The organism is Methylobacterium komagatae (assembly GCF_042661665.1).
GTDB classification, from domain to species: Bacteria; Pseudomonadota; Alphaproteobacteria; order Rhizobiales; family Beijerinckiaceae; genus Methylobacterium; species Methylobacterium komagatae.
Map to the genome: position 1 here is coordinate 1,125,703 of NZ_JBHSWN010000001.1, position 21,381 is coordinate 1,147,083.

20 protein-coding genes, 1 tRNA gene and 4 pseudogenes are annotated in these 21,381 nt (G+C 64.2%); 13 read left to right on the plus strand and 12 right to left on the minus strand.

Going from position 1 to position 21,381, the window contains the following annotated elements; genetic code table 11:
* Positions 1-161: 161 nt before the first annotated feature.
* A pseudogene (gene poxB, locus ACFQE0_RS05400) lies at positions 162-1,888 on the plus strand (ubiquinone-dependent pyruvate dehydrogenase).
* 295 nt (positions 1,889-2,183) lie between these two features.
* Here poxB and ACFQE0_RS05405 read toward each other — a convergent pair.
* Positions 2,184-3,254: a methyl-accepting chemotaxis protein gene (locus ACFQE0_RS05405; protein WP_378967805.1), complete on the minus strand. Its 1,071-nt coding sequence runs from the start codon at positions 3,252-3,254 to the stop codon at positions 2,184-2,186.
* Between the two features lie 498 nt (positions 3,255-3,752).
* Here ACFQE0_RS05405 and ACFQE0_RS05410 point away from each other — a divergent pair, with 498 nt between their 5' ends.
* Positions 3,753-5,333, plus strand: coding sequence for a TadE/TadG family type IV pilus assembly protein (locus tag ACFQE0_RS05410; protein ID WP_378967807.1), 1,581 nt, complete (start codon positions 3,753-3,755; stop codon positions 5,331-5,333).
* A gap of 249 nt (positions 5,334-5,582) precedes the next feature.
* On the plus strand, positions 5,583-6,242 hold the full coding sequence (locus ACFQE0_RS05415; protein WP_378967809.1) for a DUF1223 domain-containing protein: 660 nt from the start codon (positions 5,583-5,585) through the stop codon (positions 6,240-6,242).
* A 249-nt stretch (positions 6,243-6,491) separates the two neighbouring features.
* Here the strand turns inward: ACFQE0_RS05415 and ACFQE0_RS05420 are convergent, their stop codons facing one another.
* Positions 6,492-7,238, minus strand: a complete 747-nt coding sequence (locus tag ACFQE0_RS05420) for a glucose 1-dehydrogenase (RefSeq protein ID WP_378967811.1) — start codon at positions 7,236-7,238, stop codon at positions 6,492-6,494.
* A gap of 106 nt (positions 7,239-7,344) precedes the next feature.
* Between ACFQE0_RS05420 and ACFQE0_RS05425 the strand changes: the two are divergent.
* A pseudogene (locus tag ACFQE0_RS05425) lies at positions 7,345-7,662 on the plus strand (ArsR/SmtB family transcription factor); the annotation flags it as partial.
* Between the two features lie 464 nt (positions 7,663-8,126).
* On the opposite strand, the gene ACFQE0_RS05430 reads toward ACFQE0_RS05425, so the two are convergent.
* The 9 genes and pseudogenes from ACFQE0_RS05430 to ACFQE0_RS05470 all read right to left on the minus strand — a co-directional run bounded on the left by ACFQE0_RS05430 (position 8,127) and on the right by ACFQE0_RS05470 (position 15,166).
* Positions 8,127-8,441: a metal-sensitive transcriptional regulator gene (locus ACFQE0_RS05430; protein WP_378967814.1), complete on the minus strand. Its 315-nt coding sequence runs from the start codon at positions 8,439-8,441 to the stop codon at positions 8,127-8,129.
* A gap of 78 nt (positions 8,442-8,519) precedes the next feature.
* Complete coding sequence (locus ACFQE0_RS05435) at positions 8,520-9,377, minus strand: manganese catalase family protein (protein ID WP_378967816.1); 858 nt, start codon at positions 9,375-9,377, stop codon at positions 8,520-8,522.
* Positions 9,378-9,622: 245 nt separating this feature from the next.
* Entirely contained in the window at positions 9,623-10,015 is a 393-nt protein-coding gene (gene cyoD, locus ACFQE0_RS05440; RefSeq protein WP_378967818.1) for a cytochrome o ubiquinol oxidase subunit IV, read from the minus strand.
* A complete protein-coding gene (gene cyoC, locus ACFQE0_RS05445) occupies positions 10,012-10,686 on the minus strand; it encodes a cytochrome o ubiquinol oxidase subunit III (protein ID WP_378967821.1) in 675 nt (224 codons plus the stop codon). The genes cyoD and cyoC overlap by 4 nt, the downstream gene beginning before the upstream one ends.
* Positions 10,683-12,692, minus strand: coding sequence for a cbb3-type cytochrome c oxidase subunit I (locus ACFQE0_RS05450; RefSeq protein WP_378967823.1), 2,010 nt, complete (start codon positions 12,690-12,692; stop codon positions 10,683-10,685). The genes cyoC and ACFQE0_RS05450 overlap by 4 nt, the downstream gene beginning before the upstream one ends.
* A gap of 3 nt (positions 12,693-12,695) precedes the next feature.
* A complete protein-coding gene (cyoA, locus tag ACFQE0_RS05455) occupies positions 12,696-13,601 on the minus strand; it encodes a ubiquinol oxidase subunit II (protein WP_378967825.1) in 906 nt (301 codons plus the stop codon).
* 258 nt (positions 13,602-13,859) lie between these two features.
* Positions 13,860-13,961 (minus strand): c-type cytochrome, encoded by a 102-nt coding sequence (locus tag ACFQE0_RS05460; protein ID WP_378967828.1) that lies wholly within the window; start codon positions 13,959-13,961, stop codon positions 13,860-13,862.
* A 237-nt stretch (positions 13,962-14,198) separates the two neighbouring features.
* Positions 14,199-14,929, minus strand: a pseudogene (locus ACFQE0_RS05465) (DUF4336 domain-containing protein).
* Between the two features lie 60 nt (positions 14,930-14,989).
* Positions 14,990-15,166 (minus strand): hypothetical protein, encoded by a 177-nt coding sequence (locus ACFQE0_RS05470; protein WP_378967830.1) that lies wholly within the window; start codon positions 15,164-15,166, stop codon positions 14,990-14,992.
* A gap of 332 nt (positions 15,167-15,498) precedes the next feature.
* Here ACFQE0_RS05470 and ACFQE0_RS05475 point away from each other — a divergent pair, with 332 nt between their 5' ends.
* The 9 genes and pseudogenes from ACFQE0_RS05475 (at position 15,499) to ACFQE0_RS05515 (ending at position 21,000) form a co-directional block, all read left to right on the plus strand.
* The gene (locus ACFQE0_RS05475; protein WP_378967832.1) at positions 15,499-16,263 is read left to right on the plus strand and encodes a histidine phosphatase family protein; all 765 of its coding nucleotides are present in this window, start codon (positions 15,499-15,501) and stop codon (positions 16,261-16,263) included.
* On the plus strand, positions 16,260-17,153 hold the full coding sequence (locus ACFQE0_RS05480) for an NAD(P)H-hydrate dehydratase (protein ID WP_378967834.1): 894 nt from the start codon (positions 16,260-16,262) through the stop codon (positions 17,151-17,153). The genes ACFQE0_RS05475 and ACFQE0_RS05480 overlap by 4 nt, the downstream gene beginning before the upstream one ends.
* 438 nt (positions 17,154-17,591) lie before the next feature.
* Positions 17,592-17,783, plus strand: a complete 192-nt coding sequence (locus ACFQE0_RS05485) for a helix-hairpin-helix domain-containing protein (RefSeq protein WP_378967836.1) — start codon at positions 17,592-17,594, stop codon at positions 17,781-17,783.
* A gap of 176 nt (positions 17,784-17,959) precedes the next feature.
* Positions 17,960-18,517 (plus strand): YciE/YciF ferroxidase family protein, encoded by a 558-nt coding sequence (locus tag ACFQE0_RS05490; RefSeq protein WP_378967838.1) that lies wholly within the window; start codon positions 17,960-17,962, stop codon positions 18,515-18,517.
* A 10-nt stretch (positions 18,518-18,527) separates the two neighbouring features.
* Positions 18,528-18,763, plus strand: a pseudogene (locus ACFQE0_RS05495) (DUF2171 domain-containing protein).
* 276 nt (positions 18,764-19,039) lie between these two features.
* The gene (locus tag ACFQE0_RS05500; protein ID WP_378967840.1) at positions 19,040-19,321 is read left to right on the plus strand and encodes a hypothetical protein; all 282 of its coding nucleotides are present in this window, start codon (positions 19,040-19,042) and stop codon (positions 19,319-19,321) included.
* An 11-nt stretch (positions 19,322-19,332) separates the two neighbouring features.
* Positions 19,333-19,524, plus strand: a complete 192-nt coding sequence (locus tag ACFQE0_RS05505) for a hypothetical protein (protein WP_378967843.1) — start codon at positions 19,333-19,335, stop codon at positions 19,522-19,524.
* Between the two features lie 208 nt (positions 19,525-19,732).
* A complete protein-coding gene (locus ACFQE0_RS05510) occupies positions 19,733-20,800 on the plus strand; it encodes a phosphoesterase (protein WP_378967845.1) in 1,068 nt (355 codons plus the stop codon).
* Complete coding sequence (locus tag ACFQE0_RS05515) at positions 20,797-21,000, plus strand: SDR family NAD(P)-dependent oxidoreductase (RefSeq protein ID WP_378967847.1); 204 nt, start codon at positions 20,797-20,799, stop codon at positions 20,998-21,000. The genes ACFQE0_RS05510 and ACFQE0_RS05515 overlap by 4 nt, the downstream gene beginning before the upstream one ends.
* 235 nt (positions 21,001-21,235) lie before the next feature.
* Here ACFQE0_RS05515 and ACFQE0_RS05520 read toward each other — a convergent pair.
* Positions 21,236-21,311: transfer RNA gene (locus ACFQE0_RS05520), tRNA-Ala, on the minus strand.
* Positions 21,312-21,381: the final 70 nt, after the last annotated feature.

Sequence of the window (21,381 nt, forward strand, 5' to 3'; positions counted from 1 at the left end):
TGCGGCGCCGGCCGACCGGAACTTGTCCGCCGTTTGCGAGATACGTGATTCAGTCCGGGGAGGTGGGCCAAGATGCGAGCGGCGATCCGAACACGGATGGGCGAGACCCGATCTGTGAGAGGCGCCGATCGGACCCTCTCATGCCAAAGGATAGGTCATCCATGAAGACGAAGGTCGCCGATCTGTTCGTCGAGGCCCTGGCCCAGGCCGGGGTGAAGCGGATCTACGGCGTGGTCGGCGATAGCCTCAACGGGCTGACGGAGGCCTTGCGTCGGGATGGCTCGATCGCTTGGATTCACACTCGTCACGAGGAGAGTGCCGCCTTCGCGGCGGGTGCCGAAGCTCACCTGACCGGTGACCTGGCAGTCTGCGCCGGCTCCTGTGGACCAGGCAACCTGCACCTCATCAACGGCCTGTTCGACGCGCACCGCTCCCGCGTGCCCGTGCTGGCCATCGCCGCCCAGATCCCCTCCGCCGAGATTGGACGCGGCTACTTCCAAGAGACCCACCCGCAGAACCTGTTCCAAGAGTGCAGCCACTATTGCGAACTGGTCTCCTCGCCGGCGCAATTGCCCGGCGTGATCGAGACCGCCATCCGCGTGGCTGTGGCCGAGCGAGGCGTGGCGGTCGTCGTCATCCCCGGCGATGTCGGCCTCATGACCATGCCCGACGATGCACCAGCTCTGTCGGGCGCGCTGGTGCCACCCCAGGCCGTCGTGAGGCCCCGTGATGTCGACCTGAAAGCCCTGGCCGGCATGCTCAACACGTCCGACAAGGTGACGCTGCTGTGCGGGCGCGGATGCGCTGGGGCTCATGCGGAGTTGCTGCAACTCGCCGAGGCACTGAAGGCGCCCGTCGTCCATGCACTGGGCGGTAAGGAGCATGTCGAGTGGGACAATCCTTACGATGTCGGCATGACCGGGTTGATCGGGTTCTCCTCGGGCTACCGGGCGATGCTCGAGTGCGACACCCTCTTGCTCCTCGGCACGGGCTTCCCTTACCGCCAGTTCTACCCGGAGAAGGCCAAGATCGCACAGGTCGATCTGCGGGCCAGGAGCCTCGGGCGCCATTGCCGGATCGATCTCGGCCTGATCGGTGATGTTGGGGCCACGATCACGGCACTCCTGCCAAGGCTGCGATCAAAGACCGACCGAACTCATCTCGACGATAGCCTCGCCCATTACCGTAAGGCCCGCGACGGCCTCGATGCCTTGGCGGTCGGCAAGCCTGGCGGCAAGATCCACCCACAATACGTTGCCAGGACGCTCAGCGAGGTGGCTGCGGAGGACGCGGTCTTCACCTTCGACGTCGGCACGCCGACGATCTGGGCGGCCCGCTACCTCACGATGAACGGAAGGCGGCGGCTGATCGGGTCTCTCAACCATGGCTCCATGGCCAACGCCCTGCCACAGGCGATCGGCGCGCAGGCGGCCTATCCGGGGCGGCAGGTCATATCATTTTCCGGCGACGGCGGATTCGCCATGCTGATGGGCGACCTGCTGACCCTCAACCAGCACAAGCTGCCGGTGAAGGTCGTGGTGCTGAACAACGGCACCCTCGGCTTCGTCGAAATGGAGATGAAGGCAGCCGGCTTCCTCGAGACCGGCGTGGCGCTGACAAACCCCGACTTCGCCGCGATGTCGCGGGGGCGGGCCTCTTTGCCCGGCGCGTCGAGGATCCGGCCGATCTGCCCGGCGCGATGCGCGAGATGCTCGCCCATGACGGGCCAGCCCTGCTCGATGTGGTCTCCGCCCGCCAGGAACTCGCGATGCCGCCCAAGATCGGCATTGAACAGGCTGCAGGCTTCGGGATGTGGCTCGCGCGTGCGGTGATCGACGGGCGCGGAACCGAAATCCTCGACCTCGCCAGGACCAACCTCTGGCGGTGACCGGCCTCCCGCTCTTCAATCTCGCGGCGGGCGGATACCGAGGCCGCGGATCACCCTGCGAGGGGCCAGGGCTGACAGAAGGGTGCACCCGATGAGCGTGCACACGATCGGTGGCCTCATGCCCCCCCTTCAGAGCCTGCGGTGCCGATCGTGCCCCAGACCGATGCCCTGGTGGTAGGGGCGAAGATCCAGACGCAAGACAGCGACCGCATCCGCAGCGGACAGTCGGCACACGTATGACGTTGCGGACAAGTCGCCCAACAGTACCGACCGCAAGCGAGACCTCCTATTTGCCCTACATTCCGCGCTGAACGATCAGGCCATACCAACCTTGGCCAAGATAAGTCTCGTATCCTGGGGTACGATGATATGCTTGAACAATATCCGAGTGCGTATCACGCGCGACGCCACTCTGACGCCCGGCCGGATCTATCGCGACAACCTCGGTGAGGATGCCCTGTCCGTCGGAGGCCGCGATCACGCGTCGATTTGCATCCACGAGTAGAACCCTGGTGCGGGTCCTGTCCTCCGGCGAAACGCGCACGCCTTCCACGATCGCCCGCGCTTGCGGTTCCCAGTCGAAATGAATGGCGAGCACGCCAATTGGCCGGCCGTCACAATCCCCGTCCTTGCGCACACTGGCCACGTAGGTGGCGACCTGGGCGTCGCCGAGCCGGGGCTCGCGCCGCACATCGGCGGAGATATAGGCATCCCCGCTTGGCAGGCTGGCCGCCTCTTGGAACCACCGTTCGCCCCCTACGCTCTGGCCACGCACGTGCGGATATCGGTCGGGGCGACCGTTGGCGAGAATACGGCCGTCGAGATCGCAAAGCCAGAGATCGAGATAGACGGTGTAGGCCGACAGGATGACCCCAAGCCGTTGGCTGGCATAGGCGGCCGAGGTGTCGCCGGGATCGTCAGCACAGGCGATCACCGCCGCGTCGGTGGCCCACCAGCGGACATCACAGGTCCGCTCGTAGAGGTTCCGATCGATCAGTTCGACGGCGTTCAGGGCGAGATCGACCAATCGCTCATCCTGCGCCTTCACGGCCATGGCCCCAACGGCTTTCTGCAGCTCACCGATCCGCCCGGTCAGTTGTATTTCAAGCTCACGTGCCAATTCTTCGACCTCGGCACCGATCGTGCGCATCTCCTGAGCCACGACAGCGAAGCCGCGGCCGTATTCCCCAGCACGAGCAGCCTCAATCTTGGCGTTGAGCGCAAGCATCTTGGTTTGCGCCGTGATCTGCTGAATACGGCTAGTCTTGTCATTGGCGACGCGTCGAACCTGATCTGTCAGTTCGGAAACGGCAGCAAGGCCGCTTGGGGATCTGTCTGAATCAGCACCCGAGAAGGCCTGAACCACTTGGTTTTTCATTGCATATAGCCGCAATTAAATCACAATATATGTATTTCCATCTAAAACGTGGCTTGCCCGCGCTAAGAAATCGTTATGATATGAGCAAACAAGCGCCAAAATCACCGAGCAAATGACGGATGGCGTGTCATTGATGTCAGGAGCGCTTGGGCGGGGGTCGGATTCAGAAAAGGCCGCTCAGGGTGATTTCCTGTCGGTAGGCTTCTCAATCGAATGGGCCAATAAGCGAACTCCATCCTTTTCGAGGTGTCCCTGAGGCATAGTCACCCCAAGCAGCAATACTTCACGATGCACCCAAGATACATGAACCGCTGTTTGGAAAAAGCAGCGGTCAAACGATCCATTATTACGTCTATTTCTCTCGCAAAGCATCCGGCTTATATAATCTTGCAAATCCCCGCCCCTGGTCAAATTATATCTATGTTACATTTTTGATCGTATTTTGCCACCTAGAGGCGAAATGAACCAATTTAAGGCCGAAGGATAATGTCCGGCTTCAAACAAACGATTGCGCTTACTACCAGAAGACTTCAGCAGCGGCTTGCCGCCGCCGTTGGTTGCAGCTGGAAGGATCGACGTGGCGGAATTGCTTTGCTGTCGGGGCTTATGTTGCCGGTCATCGTTCTGCTCGTCGGGGGATCGGTCGATTACGCGCGGCTCGCCGCGCGCAAGTCTCAGCTTCAGGATGCGGTCGATACAGGTGTGCTGACGGGCGGCAACGCCCTGAAACTGGCCGGATCCAATCCTCAAACCGTCAAGGCCCTTACGGATCGCACGGTTCAAGTCACGGCCCGTCCCGTCGATCCCAGCGCGCTCGTCGTCAGTGCGGAGGTGTTCGCAGAGAATGACGGGGTCTCGGCCTCGGCGCGAGAAGCTGTCAAAATGTATTTTGGCGGGCTGGTTGGATTGAAATTCGTCAACGTCACGGCCAACGCCCGCGCCAATCTGATGGGCAAGATGCGCTTATGTATGTTGACGACAGATCCTCAAGCGATGGGAGCGATCAGCCTGCAATCCGACGCCCGAGTTACGGCAACGAATTGCTCGCTCTACACCAACTCCAATAGCGCTAGAGCACTCATCGGCGAGGCCAACGCGATGGCGCAGGCCGAGACGATCTGTTCGGCAGGAGGCTTCGACGGTCCGAGAGCCAACTTCCACCCCAGCCCGAGAACCGAGTGTCCGACGATCAAAGACCCGCTGAGCAATCGGATGGGCCCCAGCGTGGGCACATGCCAAAGCATTCCGCCAGCTTCCGATGCGTTGAGTTATCTCTCTTCCCTCGGCTATAAAATCCAATTTCTTATCAATAATCAGATCAACAATACATTCAATAGTAGCCTCCCGTTTCTTCTCTCGAATTCAAATTCAAATCGTTCGTCCGAAAAAAAGAATCAATACGAACTAACAAACAAGATTGCTCAATCAACGACGCTCGATCCGGGAACCTATTGCGGCGGCCTTCTCATCACAGGCAACGCCGTTGTCACACTGCGAGCAGGAAGCTACGTCTTCAAGGACGGACCACTCTTGGTCGACAAGCACGCTTCTCTCGAAGGACACGATGTATCACTTCATTTCACAGGGGATGCCTCGGGAGTTCTCTTCAATACTGATACAACGATCAGCCTGACGGCGCCAACAAGCGGCTCGATGGCGGGGCTCCTTCTCTCCGATGATGCCCAGGTCGCAACGCCAGTAGACCCGGCCTTGTACCTAAACTCTTGGAATGCAAGTTTGAGCCCATTGGGCAACTGTCCTTTGACGAGCCCGCCCGTCGCCCCAACTCCGGCGCCTCGCGGGCAAACCTCGCCAATGAGGATGTACCGTATCATCAGTAACAACACCCGCCAGATGCTTGGCACGATCCACTTGCCCGGCGGTCGGCTCGTGCTGGACGGGGAAAGACCCGTCGCCGACCAGTCGAATTATACCGTCGTGGTCGCCCAGCAGGTGAATCTCTACAAGGGACCCAACCTCGTCCTGAACGCCAATTACGATCGCTCGAATGTCCCGGTGCCTGCCGGCGTCGGTCCCATTGCCGGTCAAGTCCGGCTCAGCAAGTGAGCGAGAATTGATGTCATCACAATCTTTGTGTGCAATGTCCCTGTCTGCGCGGCAACAACAGGGCCATTCGCCAAGCATTCGACATCGGTCGGCACCGGCTGAATTTTCGATAAAGCCTGAGTGACTGAGCGATCCGCAGCGAACAAGCGCCGTGTAACCGGGTCGCAGACCGTTGCGAATGAGCGGCATCGATCCACCGTCGATGGGAACCGCATGATGCCCCTCCCCTCCGTTCGCGCGCTTTGCGTCATGGCGCTCGGTCTCGCACCCTTCCCTGCGCAGGCACGGCCTCTCGTCCTTGGGCTCTTCACGTCACAGAGCTGCTCATCATGTCCCCCGGCCGAGGAGTTGCTCGCGGAGCTGGCCGAGCAGCCCGATCTTCTGCCCCTCGGTTTCCACGTGACCTACTGGAACAGGCTGGGGTGGAAGGATGCCTTCTCGTTCGAAGGTGCCACGAACCGACAGGCGGCCTACGCCGACCAATTCGGAAGCGTCAGCTTTACGCCGCAACTCGTGGTGGATGGCGTACGAAGCCTCGTCGGTTCCCGTCGTGGGGAGGCGGATGCCGCTATTGCAGATGCAAGGGCCAATGCATCAACTGCGGCGACTATCTCTCTTGTCAGCACGGGGAACGAGATCGGCATTACGATCGGCGAGGGTCAGGGAACGGCCCGGATTCTTCTGGTCGGCTTCGACCGGAGGCATCGCACCTCTATCGCACGTGGCGAGAACGGCGGACGTACGATCGTGCAAGCGAATGTGGTGCGCTCCCTGCGCGATCTCGGCTTCTGGGAAGGCAAGCCAGTGAAGCTGAGTGCCGAGCGACCGGTCGGCGAAGATTTCGCCTTGATCCTGCAGGAGCCAACTGGCCGGATCGTGGGCGCCGCACGCCTGCAAGCGGGAACCTGACCCATTCTTGGCCCCAACGAGGTGGGCCAAGAGCAAAGTTCGTGCGCGGTGGGCCGCTCCACCGCGGATCGCTTGGCCGGCGCAGCCGGCCAAGCGGTGAAGGCTGACCAGATATGGTTGCGACTCAATCGGGGCGGATCAGAGAGCGGACAGTGTCGGTGGCCGAATTTGGCTCACCGACGCTCGTTCTGACTGTCGCATCTACGCTCAGCATGGCGCGGTCGCGCCCTTAGATGCGGTCGTCATGTTTCAGCGTATACCGCCGCTGGCGGTTATGTTCTCTCCGGTGAGCCAACCTGCATCATCGGAGGCCAGGAAGGCAACGACCGTCGCGATGTCGTCCGGCTGACCAGCACGGCCGAGCGGAGTCTGTGCGACGAGACCGGTTTCCATCTCGGAGCCGACGACGCCCGCGGTGTGCGTACCCTCGGTCACCACGAAGCCGGGGCTGACGACATTCACGCGGATCTTGCGCGGGGCCAACTCGTTGGCGAGGACCCCCGAGATGGCGTTCACTGCCCCCTTCGTTCCTGCATAGACCGCCGCCGTGGGCGTATGAACATGCGTGATCGCGGATGAGACATTCACGATGCTTGCGCCCTCGCCGAGATGCTTCACGGCCGCCTGGGTCGCGAGCAGGATGCCGAGCACGTTGACGTCGAATTGGCGGCGGTAGTGATCCTCGGTGACCTCCTCGATCGCCGCGAACTCGTAGATGCCGGAGTTGTTGACCAGCACGTCGAGCCGGCCGAACTGCTTCACCGCTGCTTCGATCACCCCTTGCGCCTCGGATGCCTTGGACACGTCGCCCTGAACGGCGATGGCTTGGCCGCCGGCCGAAGTGATGTCCGCCACGACGGCGTCGGCTCCGGCCTTACTCGACGCATAGTTTACCACCACGGCGGCGCCCTCTCTCGCCAATGCTTTGGCGATGCCCGCTCCGATGCCCTTCGAGGCGCCGGTGACAACGGCGACCTTGCTGCTGAGCTTTGTCATGTGTGCTATCCCCGCGATGGGTCGGCTGCGCGACGCCAGCCTTGATCCCATAGTTCGGAACTTCGGAACTAACGGAGCGTCTTTCAAGGCCCCATATGGATGGACGATGAGACCCCTGCTTCACCCTGCGATCGAGGATGTCCGTCCAGAGGCGATCCTGCATGCGCTCGCCGACCCGGACCGTGCAGCCATCTTCGCGAAGATCATGCGAGCTGGCTGCGTCGAGGCTTGCTCGGCCTTGTCGGCAGTGGGGGACCGGGTCATCCCCAAATCTTCGTTGTCCAACCACTTCAAGGTGTTGCGCGAGGCCGGTCTGATCCGCAGCGAACGCCATGGCGTCGAGCTGCGCAACCATTCCCGCTGGACCGAAGTGGAAGCGCGCTTTCCCGGCTTATTGGCCGGGATCATCAACGCCTACGCGTCAGACGTAGGCTCCGAACGGCGTGCTGCGAAAAAAGCATTTCTGGATGAAGGTACGACCCCGGTCCGCCTTCAAGGACGCGTCCATTCTTCGGTGAGGACCGTCACGGTGAGCCGCGGAGCGCGGAGCAGATCACGAACCTCCGGCTCTGCAGAATGGCATAGGGTTCACTCTGGTCGCCCCTCGCCCGCGAGACCATGGCGCGGAGGGATCCGCCCTTGCCGACATGGCCACCGGGCATGGCGTCGGCGAAGGGGCCTCTGCCCTGGCTTCGCTCCTGAAGCGATCTCCGGTGATGCTACCGGTTCCCGGCACAGGCGACCCGTCGCATCTGGCCGACAGCATAATGGCGGCGACCGCCTTGCTTGAAGCCGACGCGTTCGAACTCTTCGACCGGCAGTGTATGGAGGCCAGGAAACGCGGGGAGACCCAAGAGTAGCGACGGAGGTGCGCCGCAATGGACGCTCTCACTCCCGCGTGCGCAAAGCCGCCCGCAGGACCCTCATCACGTCGTCAACGACAGCGTCCGCGTCAGAGGATGTGGTCGCCATCTGCGCGCCCTCGGACACATGCTGCCCGATCAGGAGGAGCGCGACTTCGCGCATCGCGGCGGTCATCGCGTTGATCTGCTGAATCTCGTCTAGGCAGTATCGGTCCTCTTCGATCATCGCCTTGAGGCCGCGAACCTGTCCCTCGACCCGACTGAGGCGCTGCAAGAGCGGCTTCTTCTCATCCGCGTTGCGGGCCAGTTCGATCCGACGGTCGACGATCCGGGCCTGCATAGGACGCTTAACCTCCGTCAAAGTCGATCACGGGGCCGCGCAGGCTCCCGGAGTGGCCGGGGCCCGCGCGGAGAAGGATCAGCCGATCTGCTGGGTCTGCGCGCCGCTGTCGGGCCTTGCGGGACCGAGCACGGGCTCCTCGCCCATCGGCGCGTTCTGCACGACGCTGTACTGACCCTTCCCGTCGAGGGACGGGCCGTCCGTCCAGCGCCCGGCCGGCGGCGGCGAGCCGTCCGCCGAGGTCGAGAAGAAGGCGTAATTGAACTTCTGGTGCTCCTTCTCCTGCGGGAAGGAGTTCGGGATCGGCAGGGTCCCCGGATAGCCGCCGAGTTCCTCGATCACCGCCAGCCATTGCTGCTGGTGCATCGTGTCCCGCGCGATCAGGAAGCTCCACATGTCCCGCATGCCGGGATCGTTGGTGGCCGTGTGCAGACGGACGGCCAGCACGCGACCAGTGCTCTCGGCGGCGACGTTGCAGTACATGTCGGCGGCGATATTGCCGCTCGCGTAGATATGGGACATGTCGAACGGCAGCCCGTCGGAATTGCCGGGGAAAGCCGCCATGCCGGTCGAGAGCAGCGTCTTGTGCAGCATCCCCTCCGCGATGTGACGGGGGTTCTCGCCGCCCATCACGGCACCGACGATGGCGTCGGCGGCGCCGGCCTCCTGCACCTTGGTCGGCGCATTCTCGAGGTTCATGGCGACGGCAGTCGCCAGCATCTCGATATGGCCGATCTCCTCCGTCGCCGTGTTCAGGAGCATGTCGCGATACTTCGTCGTCGGCGCGCGGTTGCCCCAGGCCTGGAAGAAATACTGCATGCAGACGCGGATCTCGCCCTCGATTCCGCCGATCGCCTGCTGCAGCATGCGGGCATAGACGGGGTCGGGGCTCTCAACGCGCACCGGATACTGCAAGCGCTTGTCGTGGAAATACATGCTGTGTGCTCCGCGTGATCAAGGGAGGTCAGAGGCGGGAGCTGCTGCGACGCTTCAATAACTGTCGCATACAGGCACGGAGTATAACGCCTCTTCCCTTCGAACTGCGCGGCCAATCGAAGGTTCACGCCTCCTTTATTTTTATTGACAACCAAGTAACGTAGGTGAAAACAATACTTTATGCATGTCAGTTTCTTTGAATATTGCTCCATGCCAAAGAAGTGGAAAGACTTGGCAAGAACGCTTCAATGCGCGTGCGTGCCCGGCATGGGACCGGCCATCATGTTGGCGTTCATGTTATTCATGATCCAGACGGATCCGCCGATCAGCAACACGACAAACAGCACGCCGAAGGCCAGCGCCATCACGTTGTTGACGTTGTCTGGCCCGGTCGTGATGTGCAGGAAGAAGACGAGGTGGACGCCCATCTGCGCGATGGCGAACACGATGATGGCCACGGGGATGGCGGGGGCCCAGACGAAGTTCGCGCGCACCATCGCGAAGGAGCAGACCGTCAGCAGGCTCGCCAGCGCCAAGCCGATCAGGTAGCCGCGTATCCCTTTGCCGATCTCCTCTTCGGGATATTCCTCCCCGGGCGCGACATCGGTCTGGTGCCGGTCGAGATCCGTGTCGGTCATGGGGCAGCTCCCATCAGGTAGACGACGCTGAACACCCCGACCCACACGATGTCGAGGGCGTGCCAGAACAGGGCGAAGCACAGGGTGCGGCGGGCGATGTCGGGCCGGAAGCCCTTGGTGAGCACCTGCGCCATCATGGTCAGCAGCCAGAGCAGGCCGATACTCACATGCAGTCCGTGGCAGCCGACCAGGGTGAAGAAGGCCGAGAGGAAGGCGCTGCGCGAGGGCTCAGCCCCGCGCTCGATCAGGTCGCGGAATTCGAGGAATTCGAGGGCTACGAACCCGGCGCCGAGAATGAATGTCACGAGCATCGCCGTCTGGAACGGCAGCATCCGTCGGGCGCCCAGCGCCAGAGCCGCCATGCCGCAGGAGAAGCTCGACAGCAGCAGAAGGGCGGTCTCGATGGCGACGTTGTCGAGGTCGAACAGCTCCGCGCCCTTCGGCCCGTCGGCGGTGCCGCCCGCCAGCACCGCATAGGCCGCGAAGAAGGCCGCGAACATCACGATGTCGCTGAGGATGAAGATCCAAAACCCATAGGCGACGATGATGCGCTTCGGGGCTGGGCCTCCGGTGCCCCGGCCGGTGGCGCGGGATTCCCCGTGCCCGCCCCCGGCATGGCCGAGATGGTAGGGGTCGCCGCGCAGCGGCGTGACGGCGGCGGTGCTGCTCATGCCGCCCTCCGCTGCGAGGCGCCCTGCAGGGCTTCGAGGCGCGTCGCCCGGTTCGCCCGGTTCACGCGGGCGACGATGGAAGCCGGGATCTCGTATTCGACCGTGTCACGCCATGCGAAGACGACGAAGGTCAGGAAAGCGCCGGCGAAGCCCAGCGCCGCGAGCCACCAGATGTGCCAGATCATCGCGAAGCCGATGAGCGTCGCGAAGAAGGCGCAGACCACCCCGGTCGGGTTGTTGATCGGCATCTCGATAGGCGCGTAGGCCGGCTCGTCGCGCAGGCGCATCTGCTCGCGGGCCCGGCTCTTGATGGTCCAGTAGGCCTCCTCGCCGTGGACCTCCGGCAGGGCCGCGAAGTTGAAGACCGGCGGCGGCGAGGCGGTGGCCCATTCGAGCGAGCGCCCATCCCACGGGTCGCCGGTCACGTCGCGCAGCTGCTCCCGGCGGCGGATCGAGACCACGAGCTGGATCACTTGGCAGACGACGCCCGCCATCATCACGAGCACGCCGAAGGCCGAGATGAGGATCCACGGGCGCCAGTCCGCCACGTCGTAATGCTGCATCCGCCGGGTCATGCCGAGCAGGCCGAGCCAGTAGAAGGCGCCGAAGACGATGACGAAGCCGGAGATGCCGAACCAGAAGGCCGCCTTGCCCCACCACTCGTCGAGCTGGAAGCCGAACGCCTTCGGAAACCAGTAGGCGTAGCCGGCGAAGGCCCCGAACAGCACGGCGCTGACCATCACGTTATGGAAATGCGCCACGAGGAACATGCTGTTGTGGAGCACGAAGTCCGCGGGCGGGATCGCGAGTAACACGCCGGTCGCGCCGCCGACCACGAAGGTCAGCATGAAGCCGAGCGACCACAGCATCGGCGTCGTGAACCGCACGCGGCCGCCATACATGGTGAAGAGCCAGTCGAAGATCTTCACGCCGGTCGGCACGGCGATGATCATCGAGGTGATGGCGAAGACGCCGTTGACGTCGCCGCCAGGCCCCATGGTGAAGAAGTGGTGTAGCCACACCATGAAGGAGAGGATGAAGATCGCCATCGTCGCCATGACCATCGAGCGGTAGGCGAAGAGTGGCTTGCCGGAGAAGGTGGAGATGACTTCGGAGAACACCCCGTAGGCGGGCAGCGCCAGGATGTAGACCTCCGGGTGCCCCCAGGCCCAGAACAGGTTCATGAACATCATCGAATTCCCGCCCTGGGAATCCGTGAAGAAGTGGAAGCCCATGTACCGGTCGAGGGCCAGCATCGCGAGCGTCGCGGTCAGGATCGGGAAGGCCGCGATGATGAGCAGGTTCGAGGCCAGCGCCGTCCAGCAGAACATCGGCATGCGCAGGTAGCTCATGCCGGGCGCACGCATCTTCAGGATCGTCGTCACGAGGTTGACGCCCGAGAGCAGCGTGCCCACCCCCGAGATCTGGATTGCCCAGATGTAGTAATCGACCCCGACGCCCGGCGAATACGTCGTCTCACTGAGCGGCGGGGCGGGCCACCAGCCGGTGCGCGCGAACTCGCCGACGACGAGGCTGACATTGACGAGCAGCGCCCCCGAGGCGGTGAGCCAGAAGCTCACGGAGTTGAGGGTGGGGAAGGCGACGTCGCGCACGCCGAGTTGCAGCGGTACGGCGAAGTTCATCAACCCGATCATGAAGGGCATCGCCCCGAAGAAGATCATGATGACGCCGTGGGCGGAGAAGATCTGGTCATAGTGTTCGGGCGGCAGGTAGCCCGGCGCCTTGTAGGCGAGCGCGTGCTGGGAGCGCATCAGCAACGCGTCGGAGAAGCCCCGGATCAGCATCACCAGGGCGAGCAGGCAGTACATCACGCCGATGCGCTTGTGATCGACGCTCGTGATCCATTCCCGCCAGAGATATGGCAGGTGCCCGGCGATCACGATCCAGGCGACGACGCCGAGCACGATGAGGACGACGATGGCGCCCGCCACCAGCGGCACCGGCTGGCTGAGGGGAATCGCATCGAGGCTGAGCTTGCCGAGCACGAGTCAGGTACCTCCCTTGTGCCGCACGCCGGGCACGGTGCCGGGGGCGGAGGGGCCGGGGCCGGGGGGCACGGTCTGGGCGACGATGCCGTCGAAGAGGGTGGGCTCGACGCTGCCGTAGCGGCGCGGGGCGTCGGCGGTGCTCTGCTTGGCCAATTCGGCGTAGGAGGCCCGGTCGAGGCGGGTGCCCTCCCCTTGCGCCTGACGGACCCAGGCGCCGAACCCGTCCTCCGACACCGTCCGCACGGGGAAGTTCATGTCGGAGAAGCCGTCGCCGCTGAAATGCGAGGAGAGGCCGTAAAGCTCACCCTCCTGATCGGCCATCAGATGCATGCGGGTGACCATGCCCCGCATCGTGTAGATCATGCTGCCGAGCTTCGGCACGAAGAACGAGTTCCAGACGCTCGACGAGGTCAGGCTGAACCGCACAGGCGTGCCCGCCGGCATGACGAGTTCGTTGACGCTGGCGACGCCCTGCTCGGGGTAGATGAACAGCCATTTCCAATCGAGGGAGACGACCTGCACCTCGAGGGTCTTCCGCTCGGATTCGATGGGCGTCCCAGGATCGAGCCGGTGCGCGCCGATCCAGGCGATGCCCCCGAGGAAGATGATGGTGAGCAGCGGCACCGACCAGACGACGAGTTCGATCCGGCCGGAAAAGGCCCAGTCCGGCCGGTAGCGCGCCTTGGTGTTCGAGGCGCGGTACCACCACGCGAAGACAAGCGTGGCGATCATCGTCGGCACGATGATCACGAGCATGATCACCGAGGCGATGATGAGGATGTTGGCCTCGGCGGCGCCGACCGGCCCTTTCGCGTCGAGCAGGTTATGCTGTTGGCAACCGGACAGCCCGAGGCCCACGAGGACGATGGCTCCGGCTTTCGAGACAGAGGCGCGACGGCTCGGCATGCGACAGGCCTCTGCGAGGTATAGTCCGGCTCAAACAACTGCCGTTCGCGGCTCAATTGTTTGATTTTTTTACATTTCCTGAAAGCGTCGACAAGAAACTCAGATCAGTATCGATCTGAATTTTATCGTAAACATAAGTAAGAGAGGCTGGGTCATTGCGAACACAGCGAAGCAATTAGGATGGCGTTACGTTCTGAAGCGTCCAGTTGCCCTGAATTGTTACAGCGCTCGCAATGACGGGGAACGGATAGTCCGTTCCTACAGGGGAGGCGCGATGCCGCCCGGCTGGTTCAGCGACTTCACGTAGGCCGCGAGCTGCCACATCTGCTCGTCCGGGATCTTGCCCCGCCAGGCGGGCATCCCGCGTGGGCGGCCCTCGTAGAAGAGACGATGTTTTCCATCGCGCCGGACGATGGGGGAACAGCATCGTGCTTCTCAACGAAGCGCACGAGATCATCATGTCGGCGGTCTGCGAGAGGGCCGGGATGTGGGCACGTTCGACCTGATCTTCCACGGCGGCGGATCGGCCAGCAACGGCCACCGCTGCCCAGGCGAAGGCGTCACGCCAAACCGGCATCCACTCCGACGGTCAATGCTCTAGATCAGCCACCGCAGGGATCGGCGCAGGGCAGCCGTGCCGTCGCGGGCGAACCACGTGCCGTGGGTAAACACCACGCGTTCGGGCTCCCAATCCAGCAGGCGGGTCACGGCCGCCGCGGCATCGGTCTTCCGGAGCTTCACCGCGAAGCGCAGGTAGGGCGGTGGCATCCCGTGAGGGGCCGTCATACCCGCGAGGCGCAGGAACGGCCGGAGCAGCACGGGCATCTTCCCGGCTTCCAGATTCAGCACGAGGTCGGTCAACAGCAGCGTCGAGGTGCGGATATGGAAGAAGGCGACCTCCCGGAAGCCGAGACCGCCGGGCACGACGAGCGATGGAAGTCCTTCACCCAGTCCCCCGGCGTCTCGTCGGAGAGCACCCGGTCGATGCGCAATCCCGACCGGCGGACCTGCCGCCGCCGATCGAGGTTCGGCGCGGCCCAGGTCAGGGCATCCGGGCAATGGTCCTGCCAGGCTTTGAGGAAGGTCCAGTGGGCGACGTTCGGCGCCACGAGGTGCCGGATCGGCCCGAGGCCCGCGATCGCCTGGTGGAGCGCAGGATCGTAGCGCGTCGGCGAGTGGAGCCAGATGTCTCCGTTGTCGAGCCGGACGACGGTCATACGCACGGGCAACGGCATGCCCAGCGCACGCAAGGGGCCGCTATCCACGATCCAGAGACCATCCGCGACGGGCTTCAACACGTCGAGGGGCGGATAGGTGGCGTGGCTCACGGTAAGATTCCCAGTGACCATCGGTGAAAGAACCGAAGCGCTGGCCTGACGCGGGGCGAGCTAGAGCTGCCGAATCTTCTCCTCGATCCGCTTCGCTTCGTCCTCGTCGACCTGCACCGGTTCGCCCGTGTCGTTGGGCAGGCCACGACCCGTCTGCGCGATCGTCTCGTCGCGGGGCCGGCCACTCTGCCCGTTCGAGACCGGCGGCTCCTTGGACAGTTCAGTCGAGTCGGACATCGATGGCTCCGCGATGGCGATGCAGGACCAACGGTCGGCCGAGCCATTCGTCCCCAAAGGATTATCCGCCCTTATCCAAGACCCAAGATGGCAGATGACCCCGGAAGCCACCTTGGCGGCGGGCCGGCAGGCCGTCTCATGAGATCCAGGGGGCTTCTACCAGCAGGAATGCCCCTACCCGCCGTGAAGGGATGACCGGAACTGCCAGACGCTGTCAGGCCCTCGAACACCACTGTTCACCGAGCCTTGCGTCCCACCAACGACGGCGCGTCGCACCCGCGAACTCACAGGCCGGACCGGAGTTGCCGAACGCAACCAGAGGGTGAAACTCCATGCATCAGCGCTGGCCGAGCCGGTTGTGGATCGTGCGGCACGGTGAAAGTGCTGGCAACGTCGCGGCGGACGCGGCTCACGGCGCGAGCCTCGCGAGGATCGACATCGCCGAGCGCGACGTCGATGTGCCCCTCAGTGCGCGCGGCGAACAACAGGCCGATACCGTCGGACATTGGTTCGCGGATCGGCCAACCGAGGACCGGCCCGAGATCGTGCTGACCTCACCCTACCTTCGCGCGCGGCAGACCTCGGAGCGCATCCGCGCCGCTGGCGGCCTGACGGGCGACACGGCAGAGTTCTTCGTCGACGAGCGGTTGCGTGAGAGGGAACTCGGCATCCTGGACAGGCTCACCCGGACAGGTGTCGAGCAGATGCATCCCGATCAGGCCGCGATGCGCCAACGCCTCGGCAAGTTCTATCATCGGCCGCCCTCCGGCGAGAGCTGGTGCGACGTGATCCTGCGCCTCAGGAGCGCGCTGGATACCGTCTCCCTGCACCACGGCGAACGACGGGTTCTCATCGTCGCGCATCAGGTCGTGGTTCTGTGCTTGCGCTACCTGATCGAGGACATGACCGAAGCGCAGATCCTGGCGATCGACGCCGAGGGAGACGTCGCGAACTGCTCGGTGACGGAGTACGCCTTCCGCTCCTCCGACCACGGCACCGGCAAGCTCGCGCTGGAGTGCTACAACTTCGTCGCCCCCATCGCCGAAGGCGGCGCGCCGGTGACGTCCGAGCCCGATGCGAACGTGGCGGCCCGATGACCCAGCTAATCCTCACGCCCGGCCTGCTGAGGCAGCACCCGCTCCCGGTGCCCGAGGAGGGCAGCAAGGAGGCGCGCGGCAGCGCGTTCGTCATCGGCGGCTCGGCGTCGGTCCCCGGCGCGGCTCTTCTAGCGGGTGTTGCGGCCCTCCGCGCGGGCGCGGGCAAGCTGAAGATCGCCACCGTTCAGAGCGCTGCGGCCGGAATGGGCCTGATGGTCCCCGAAGCGATGGTCGTGGGCTTGCCGGAAGCCCCCGATGGAGGAGTGGATGCGCCACGGGCGGCCGATGATCTGCTGCGGATGGCCGGAGGGTGCGGTGCTGTCCTCGTCGGGCCTGGCATGATCGGCGATGAACCGACCACGTCGCTGACAGTCCGGCTGCTCGGCGCGGAGGGATCCCCGTCCTTCGTTCTCGATGCGGCCGCGGTGTGCGGGCTGGCGGACCATGCCGAGAACGTCAAGGCGAGCGGCCAGCGCGCGGTGATCACGCCCCATGCCGGCGAGATGGCTCAGCTTCTGGACCGGAGCCGGGATGCGATCGAGGCGGACCCGCTCGACGCGGCCCGCGCAGCGGCCGACCTTCTCGGGACGGTGGTGGTGATGAAGGGCGCCACGACGTGGATCGTAGACCCACGGGGCGGGCACTGGCTCTACGAGGGAGGCGGTGTCGGCTTGGCCACTTCGGGCTCAGGTGACGTTCTCGCCGGGCTTGTCGTCGGACTCCTCGCCCGTGGAATCGATCCCATTGCCGCCGCGCTGTGGGGCGTGTTCCTACATGGCGAGGCCGGCCGGCGCCTGTCCAGCACGATCGGCCCGATCGGCTTCCTGGCTCGGGAGATCGCGGGCGTGGTACCGGGCCTGATGCGCGAGACGATGGGTTCGCAGTCCTGAACGGGCCCCGAAGATTGTCGATTGGTGTCGAGTTACGACCGAAGCTCGAGGGTAGCGGTCTTGGATCCCGGACCTTTGCACCGACGGGCGGCATTCGGTCGATATGGGCCGGGTGACGACGTCCATGAGCCAGCGCCGAGGCTAGACCCTGGCACACTGGCCGGGAAGCCACACGATTCCCCCGGCGACCGTCTCGTTCACAACCTCTCCCAAGTCATGCACGGCCTGAGGGCCCGTCCGGCTTCGCTGCGACGGGCCTCGTGGCCGAGGAACCTGAGAATGCTGCGCAGGGCTCACCGAGGGGCTTCAAACCACAGATGATCGCAAAGTCCGCGCTTTTGAAGCCCACGCGGGCCTTCAACCCGGCACCCGCAGGGCAACTTGGCGCCCCGAGGGAGGTTTGAGCAGAGCACCGGATGTCTGCGAAGGGATGGAACAGTGATCGATCTGAACACGGCGACTGCGGACGAATTGGACAGCGTGTCCGCCTTGAAGGGCCACGGCTTTGAGATCGTGCGCTACCGCGAGGAACGGGGCCGGTTCACCAGTCTGCGGCAACTCGATGAGGTGCCCGGCCTGAGCGGCAAGACCGACGGCATCGCGGACCACGTCATGATTGCGGACGGGTGAGCATTACCCAGGGCATCGACAAGATCGCCACGGTTCTCGGAGTTCCCGAAATTTTTCCTCGTATCCCCATAATAAACTCGGGACCTCACCCGATGAAAACGAGTTCTCCAAGAGACGGCCGCCGCTGATATGCCGCTGGCGGCCTAGAATAATGAAACATTTGGGAACGTTAAAGCATGGCTACCAAGCAGAAAACCTTGCATGATGCGTTCTATGAGACGTTGAAGGACGTTTATTACGCTGAAAAGCAATCGGTTCGTGCGCTGAAAAAGTCGGCGAAGGCTGCCGAGCACGAGGAGCTCAAGCAGGCGTTCGAAACCCATGCCGAAGAGAGCGCCAATCAGGTCGAGCGGCTGCAGCAGGTGTTCGAGATCATCGGGAAGCCGGCCCGTGCAAAAACCTGCGAGGCCATGCAGGGTCTGACCTCCGAGATGGAGGAGGATCTCGAAGATTTTGGCGACGGCCCTGCCGCCGATGCCGTGCTGGTGGGCTGTGCGCAGGCCGTCGAGCATTACGAGATCGCCCGCTACGGTACCCTGAAAACCTGGGCCACGCAGCTCGGCTACACGGATGCGGCCAAGCTCCTCGACGAGACGCTGCAGGAGGAGAAGAAGACGGATCAGCTGCTCTCGGAAATTGCCGAGCGCATCAATGTCGAAGGGTCGGAACAGGATACGGACGAGGCCGAGGCGGAGGCTGCCCCGAAGCGGGGTGCCAAGGCCAAGGCAGCCTGAGGCTCCGATCATGGTCGATATCGCCAAGATCCAAGAACACATGCCTGTCGTCGGCTCCGACGGCGGCCATGTCGGCACCGTCGATCATCTCGACGGGCAACGCATAAAGCTCACCCGGACAGATCCGGAAGCCCAAGGTATCCACCACTTCATCCACGTCGATTCCATCGAGACGATCGAGGGGGCGAGGTGCGCCTGAATCGCACTGCCGCTCAGGCGAAGGACGAGTGGGGTACGGCGGCCTGAACCACCGCGCGTGACCGTGGCGAAAGGAGGGGTTGCCGTTCGGCAGTCCCTCCTTTTTCGTGCGGGTCTGCGCGGGTCGACACCGTGACGGTCGGGCCTGGCGAGGTGTGTCACCGGCTCCGCATTGGCGACATGAGGTGCTGTCGCCACCACGCGAGCCAGGACATGTCCTCGGCAGGCTTGGTGCGGCTGTTCCGTCGCAGCCGTCGCCAGGAAACGGGGGTACCGACCTGACGTTGGCGGGCGAACCTCGCGATGACATGGAGCAACGGCGGTATGGCCAGCACGGAGACCGGCACGATCTACGCGGGCGCTCTTCGCAACACGCGCGCGTTGGAAATGCAGGCTTCAGAGCGGATGGAGCGCCAACTCTCCGGCCTGGAGCGCTACCCCGACTACGCCGTCGTGCTGCGCCGGCACGTGGACACCAGGAAGGGGCCATTGGCCCAGCTCGACCAGGCACTGGACTCCATCGGCAAGAGCTCCTCGACGCTAGAGGAGGCGGTGACCAAGACCTACCTGGATCTGACGCTGAGCGGCGCGAAGGCGGACGGCTGAGGAGCCGGGCGATGGAGGATCCGACCCCGGTCACTGTCACGGTCGAGGCCTGCGGCGGCGACCATGCCGGCTTCCGCTGGCACCTCACGGACGCCCTCGGCACGTCCGTCCGCGTGTCGCCGGAATCCTACCCCACGGCCGAGGAGGCGAGCGCGGCCGGGGAAGCCGCTCTTGCTGCCTTTGGGGCTGCACTGGGAGCGTAGGAACTTTCCATCAATGCCTGGGCGGACCCGTCAGGCCCGCCCGGCTCCAGCGAGCGACAAGGTCTTGGGCATGGGACCTCAAGTCTTCGATGGGGCACCAGCAACATATCGGCCCCAGCTTTCGCACGGACGCGACGGACGAATGCCGGCCGCTCGGCTACGGCCCAGAAGGTTGGGAAGAGATGAGTCGCATGGGGATCGAGGCACGATGACGGACTTAGCTGCCCATGGGGCCACCTTCGCCCGTGCCCTCATGGGCTTCGGCCCGAACCCGCCGATCGTCCTCTGCCACGACGATGCCGATGGCGTAGCGGCGGGAGCGATCTTCGGCCGTGCCCTGGAGCGTGCCGGGCACGGCCCCATTGACGTTCAGGTCATCGGCCGGGGCGCCTCGGCTTGGTCGCCCGCGACCCGTCAGGCGCTTGCGTCCCGCCGTCCGGGGGGCATCGTAGTGACCGACCTGGGAGTTCAGGCAGGAGACATCGTGCCCGGCGTTCCGACGGTGCTGGTCGATCATCATATTCCTCGCTCTCTACCGGAGGTTGCCGAGACGACCATCATCACTGGCCATGAGGACCGACCGATCCCGACATCCAGCCTCCTCGCTCATGCCTGTGCAGCGGCGCTGGGCGAGGCGAACGATCTCGCATGGCTCGCCGGCATCGGCCTTATCGGCGATCTCGGCGAACGTGGCGCCGGCAGCGACTTCCCCGATGTCATGGCGCTCCTCCGGAAGACCTATACCGCCAAGGCACTTCGCGAGGCCGTGAGCCTCCTCAACGCACCCCGACGCTCGGCATCGGGAGATGCGGGCCCGGCCCTGCGGCTGCTGTTGCGTGCGACGGAGCCCGCCGCCGTCATCGAGGGTACTGATCCGGATGCCGAGGCGTTGCGCGCGGCCCGAACCGAGGTCAGGGCTGCCCTCGATGCAGCCCGTAGCGTCCCGCCACTCTTCGCCGGTCCGGTCGGTCTGGTTTTCTGCCGATCCCCCTGCCAGATCCACCCGCTCCTGGCACAATCCTGGACCGGTCGGCTTCGGCGGCAGGTGGTGATCGGCGCCAATTTGGGCTTCCGGCCCGGCTACGTGCATTTCGCAGCCCGCAGCGCGTCGGTCCAAGATCTCATCACGTTCCTCAGCGAGCGCGCCCCGGAACTCGGGCCGGACGATCAGTTCGCTCAGGGGCACCGCCGCGCCACCGGCGGCCAAGTCCGTGTGGACACCTGGAACCGTTTCGTGACCAACCTCGGGTTCGGTCCGGAGGCGCAGGTCGCATGAGGACGCGTCGCGCCCTGATCGTCGGGGCTTCGCGCGGCCTCGGCCTTGGTCTGGTCGAGCGCTTCCTCGAACGAGGGTGGGATGTCACCGCCACCGTACGCAAGCCGTCCGCAGCTCTCACGGACCTGATCGAAAGCGGTCCCCTGCACATCGCGGCTGAGATCGATATCGACGATGACGACGCCGTCGCCGGGCGCTGAGCCGATCACGAACCTCCGGCTCTGCGGCACTCACGAACTGGTCTCTGGCCACGCAGCTGCTGCAGAGGCGGAAAACCCAAATCTGTGTGTTGAGAAGCGCACCTGATCGTGGGCGCAGGAACCGCCTACCACGAGCATTTCAACAGACGACGAGCTCTATCGGCTAACGCTAGCCTCGGATGCGGCGGAAGAACCGCTCGCGCTCCGTGCAAGATTGCTTTTCACCAGGAAAGCCTGGTGGAGCTGAGGGGATTCGAACCCCTGACCTCCGCAGTGCGATTGCGGCGCTCTCCCATCTGAGCTACAGCCCCGTCGAGGCGCCGACCTTCTAGGCGCGGCGGCCTCGGCCTGTCAATTCCCGTCTCGCATGTCCGTCTCGCT

Excerpts from the sequence above, each read along its gene's own strand:
- ACFQE0_RS05470 (WP_378967830.1), bottom strand. The coding sequence starts at position 15,166 with ATGTCCGACTCGACTGAACTGTCCAAGGAGCCGCCGGTCTCGAACGGG.
- ACFQE0_RS05415 (WP_378967809.1), top strand. The coding sequence starts at position 5,583 with ATGGCGCTCGGTCTCGCACCCTTCCCTGCGCAGGCACGGCCTCTCGTC.
- ACFQE0_RS05420 (WP_378967811.1), bottom strand. The coding sequence starts at position 7,238 with ATGACAAAGCTCAGCAGCAAGGTCGCCGTTGTCACCGGCGCCTCGAAG.
- ACFQE0_RS05475 (WP_378967832.1), top strand. The coding sequence starts at position 15,499 with ATGCATCAGCGCTGGCCGAGCCGGTTGTGGATCGTGCGGCACGGTGAA.
- cyoD (WP_378967818.1), bottom strand. The coding sequence starts at position 10,015 with ATGACCGACACGGATCTCGACCGGCACCAGACCGATGTCGCGCCCGGG.
- ACFQE0_RS05460 (WP_378967828.1), bottom strand. The coding sequence starts at position 13,961 with ATGCCCGCCTGGCGGGGCAAGATCCCGGACGAGCAGATGTGGCAGCTC.
- ACFQE0_RS05480 (WP_378967834.1), top strand. The coding sequence starts at position 16,260 with ATGACCCAGCTAATCCTCACGCCCGGCCTGCTGAGGCAGCACCCGCTC.
- ACFQE0_RS05515 (WP_378967847.1), top strand. The coding sequence starts at position 20,797 with ATGAGGACGCGTCGCGCCCTGATCGTCGGGGCTTCGCGCGGCCTCGGC.
- ACFQE0_RS05410 (WP_378967807.1), top strand. The coding sequence starts at position 3,753 with ATGTCCGGCTTCAAACAAACGATTGCGCTTACTACCAGAAGACTTCAG.
- ACFQE0_RS05510 (WP_378967845.1), top strand. The coding sequence starts at position 19,733 with ATGACGGACTTAGCTGCCCATGGGGCCACCTTCGCCCGTGCCCTCATG.
- ACFQE0_RS05505 (WP_378967843.1), top strand. The coding sequence starts at position 19,333 with ATGGAGGATCCGACCCCGGTCACTGTCACGGTCGAGGCCTGCGGCGGC.
- ACFQE0_RS05435 (WP_378967816.1), bottom strand. The coding sequence starts at position 9,377 with ATGTATTTCCACGACAAGCGCTTGCAGTATCCGGTGCGCGTTGAGAGC.
- cyoA (WP_378967825.1), bottom strand. The coding sequence starts at position 13,601 with ATGCCGAGCCGTCGCGCCTCTGTCTCGAAAGCCGGAGCCATCGTCCTC.
- ACFQE0_RS05500 (WP_378967840.1), top strand. The coding sequence starts at position 19,040 with ATGGCCAGCACGGAGACCGGCACGATCTACGCGGGCGCTCTTCGCAAC.
- ACFQE0_RS05430 (WP_378967814.1), bottom strand. The coding sequence starts at position 8,441 with ATGCAGGCCCGGATCGTCGACCGTCGGATCGAACTGGCCCGCAACGCG.
- ACFQE0_RS05490 (WP_378967838.1), top strand. The coding sequence starts at position 17,960 with ATGGCTACCAAGCAGAAAACCTTGCATGATGCGTTCTATGAGACGTTG.
- cyoC (WP_378967821.1), bottom strand. The coding sequence starts at position 10,686 with ATGAGCAGCACCGCCGCCGTCACGCCGCTGCGCGGCGACCCCTACCAT.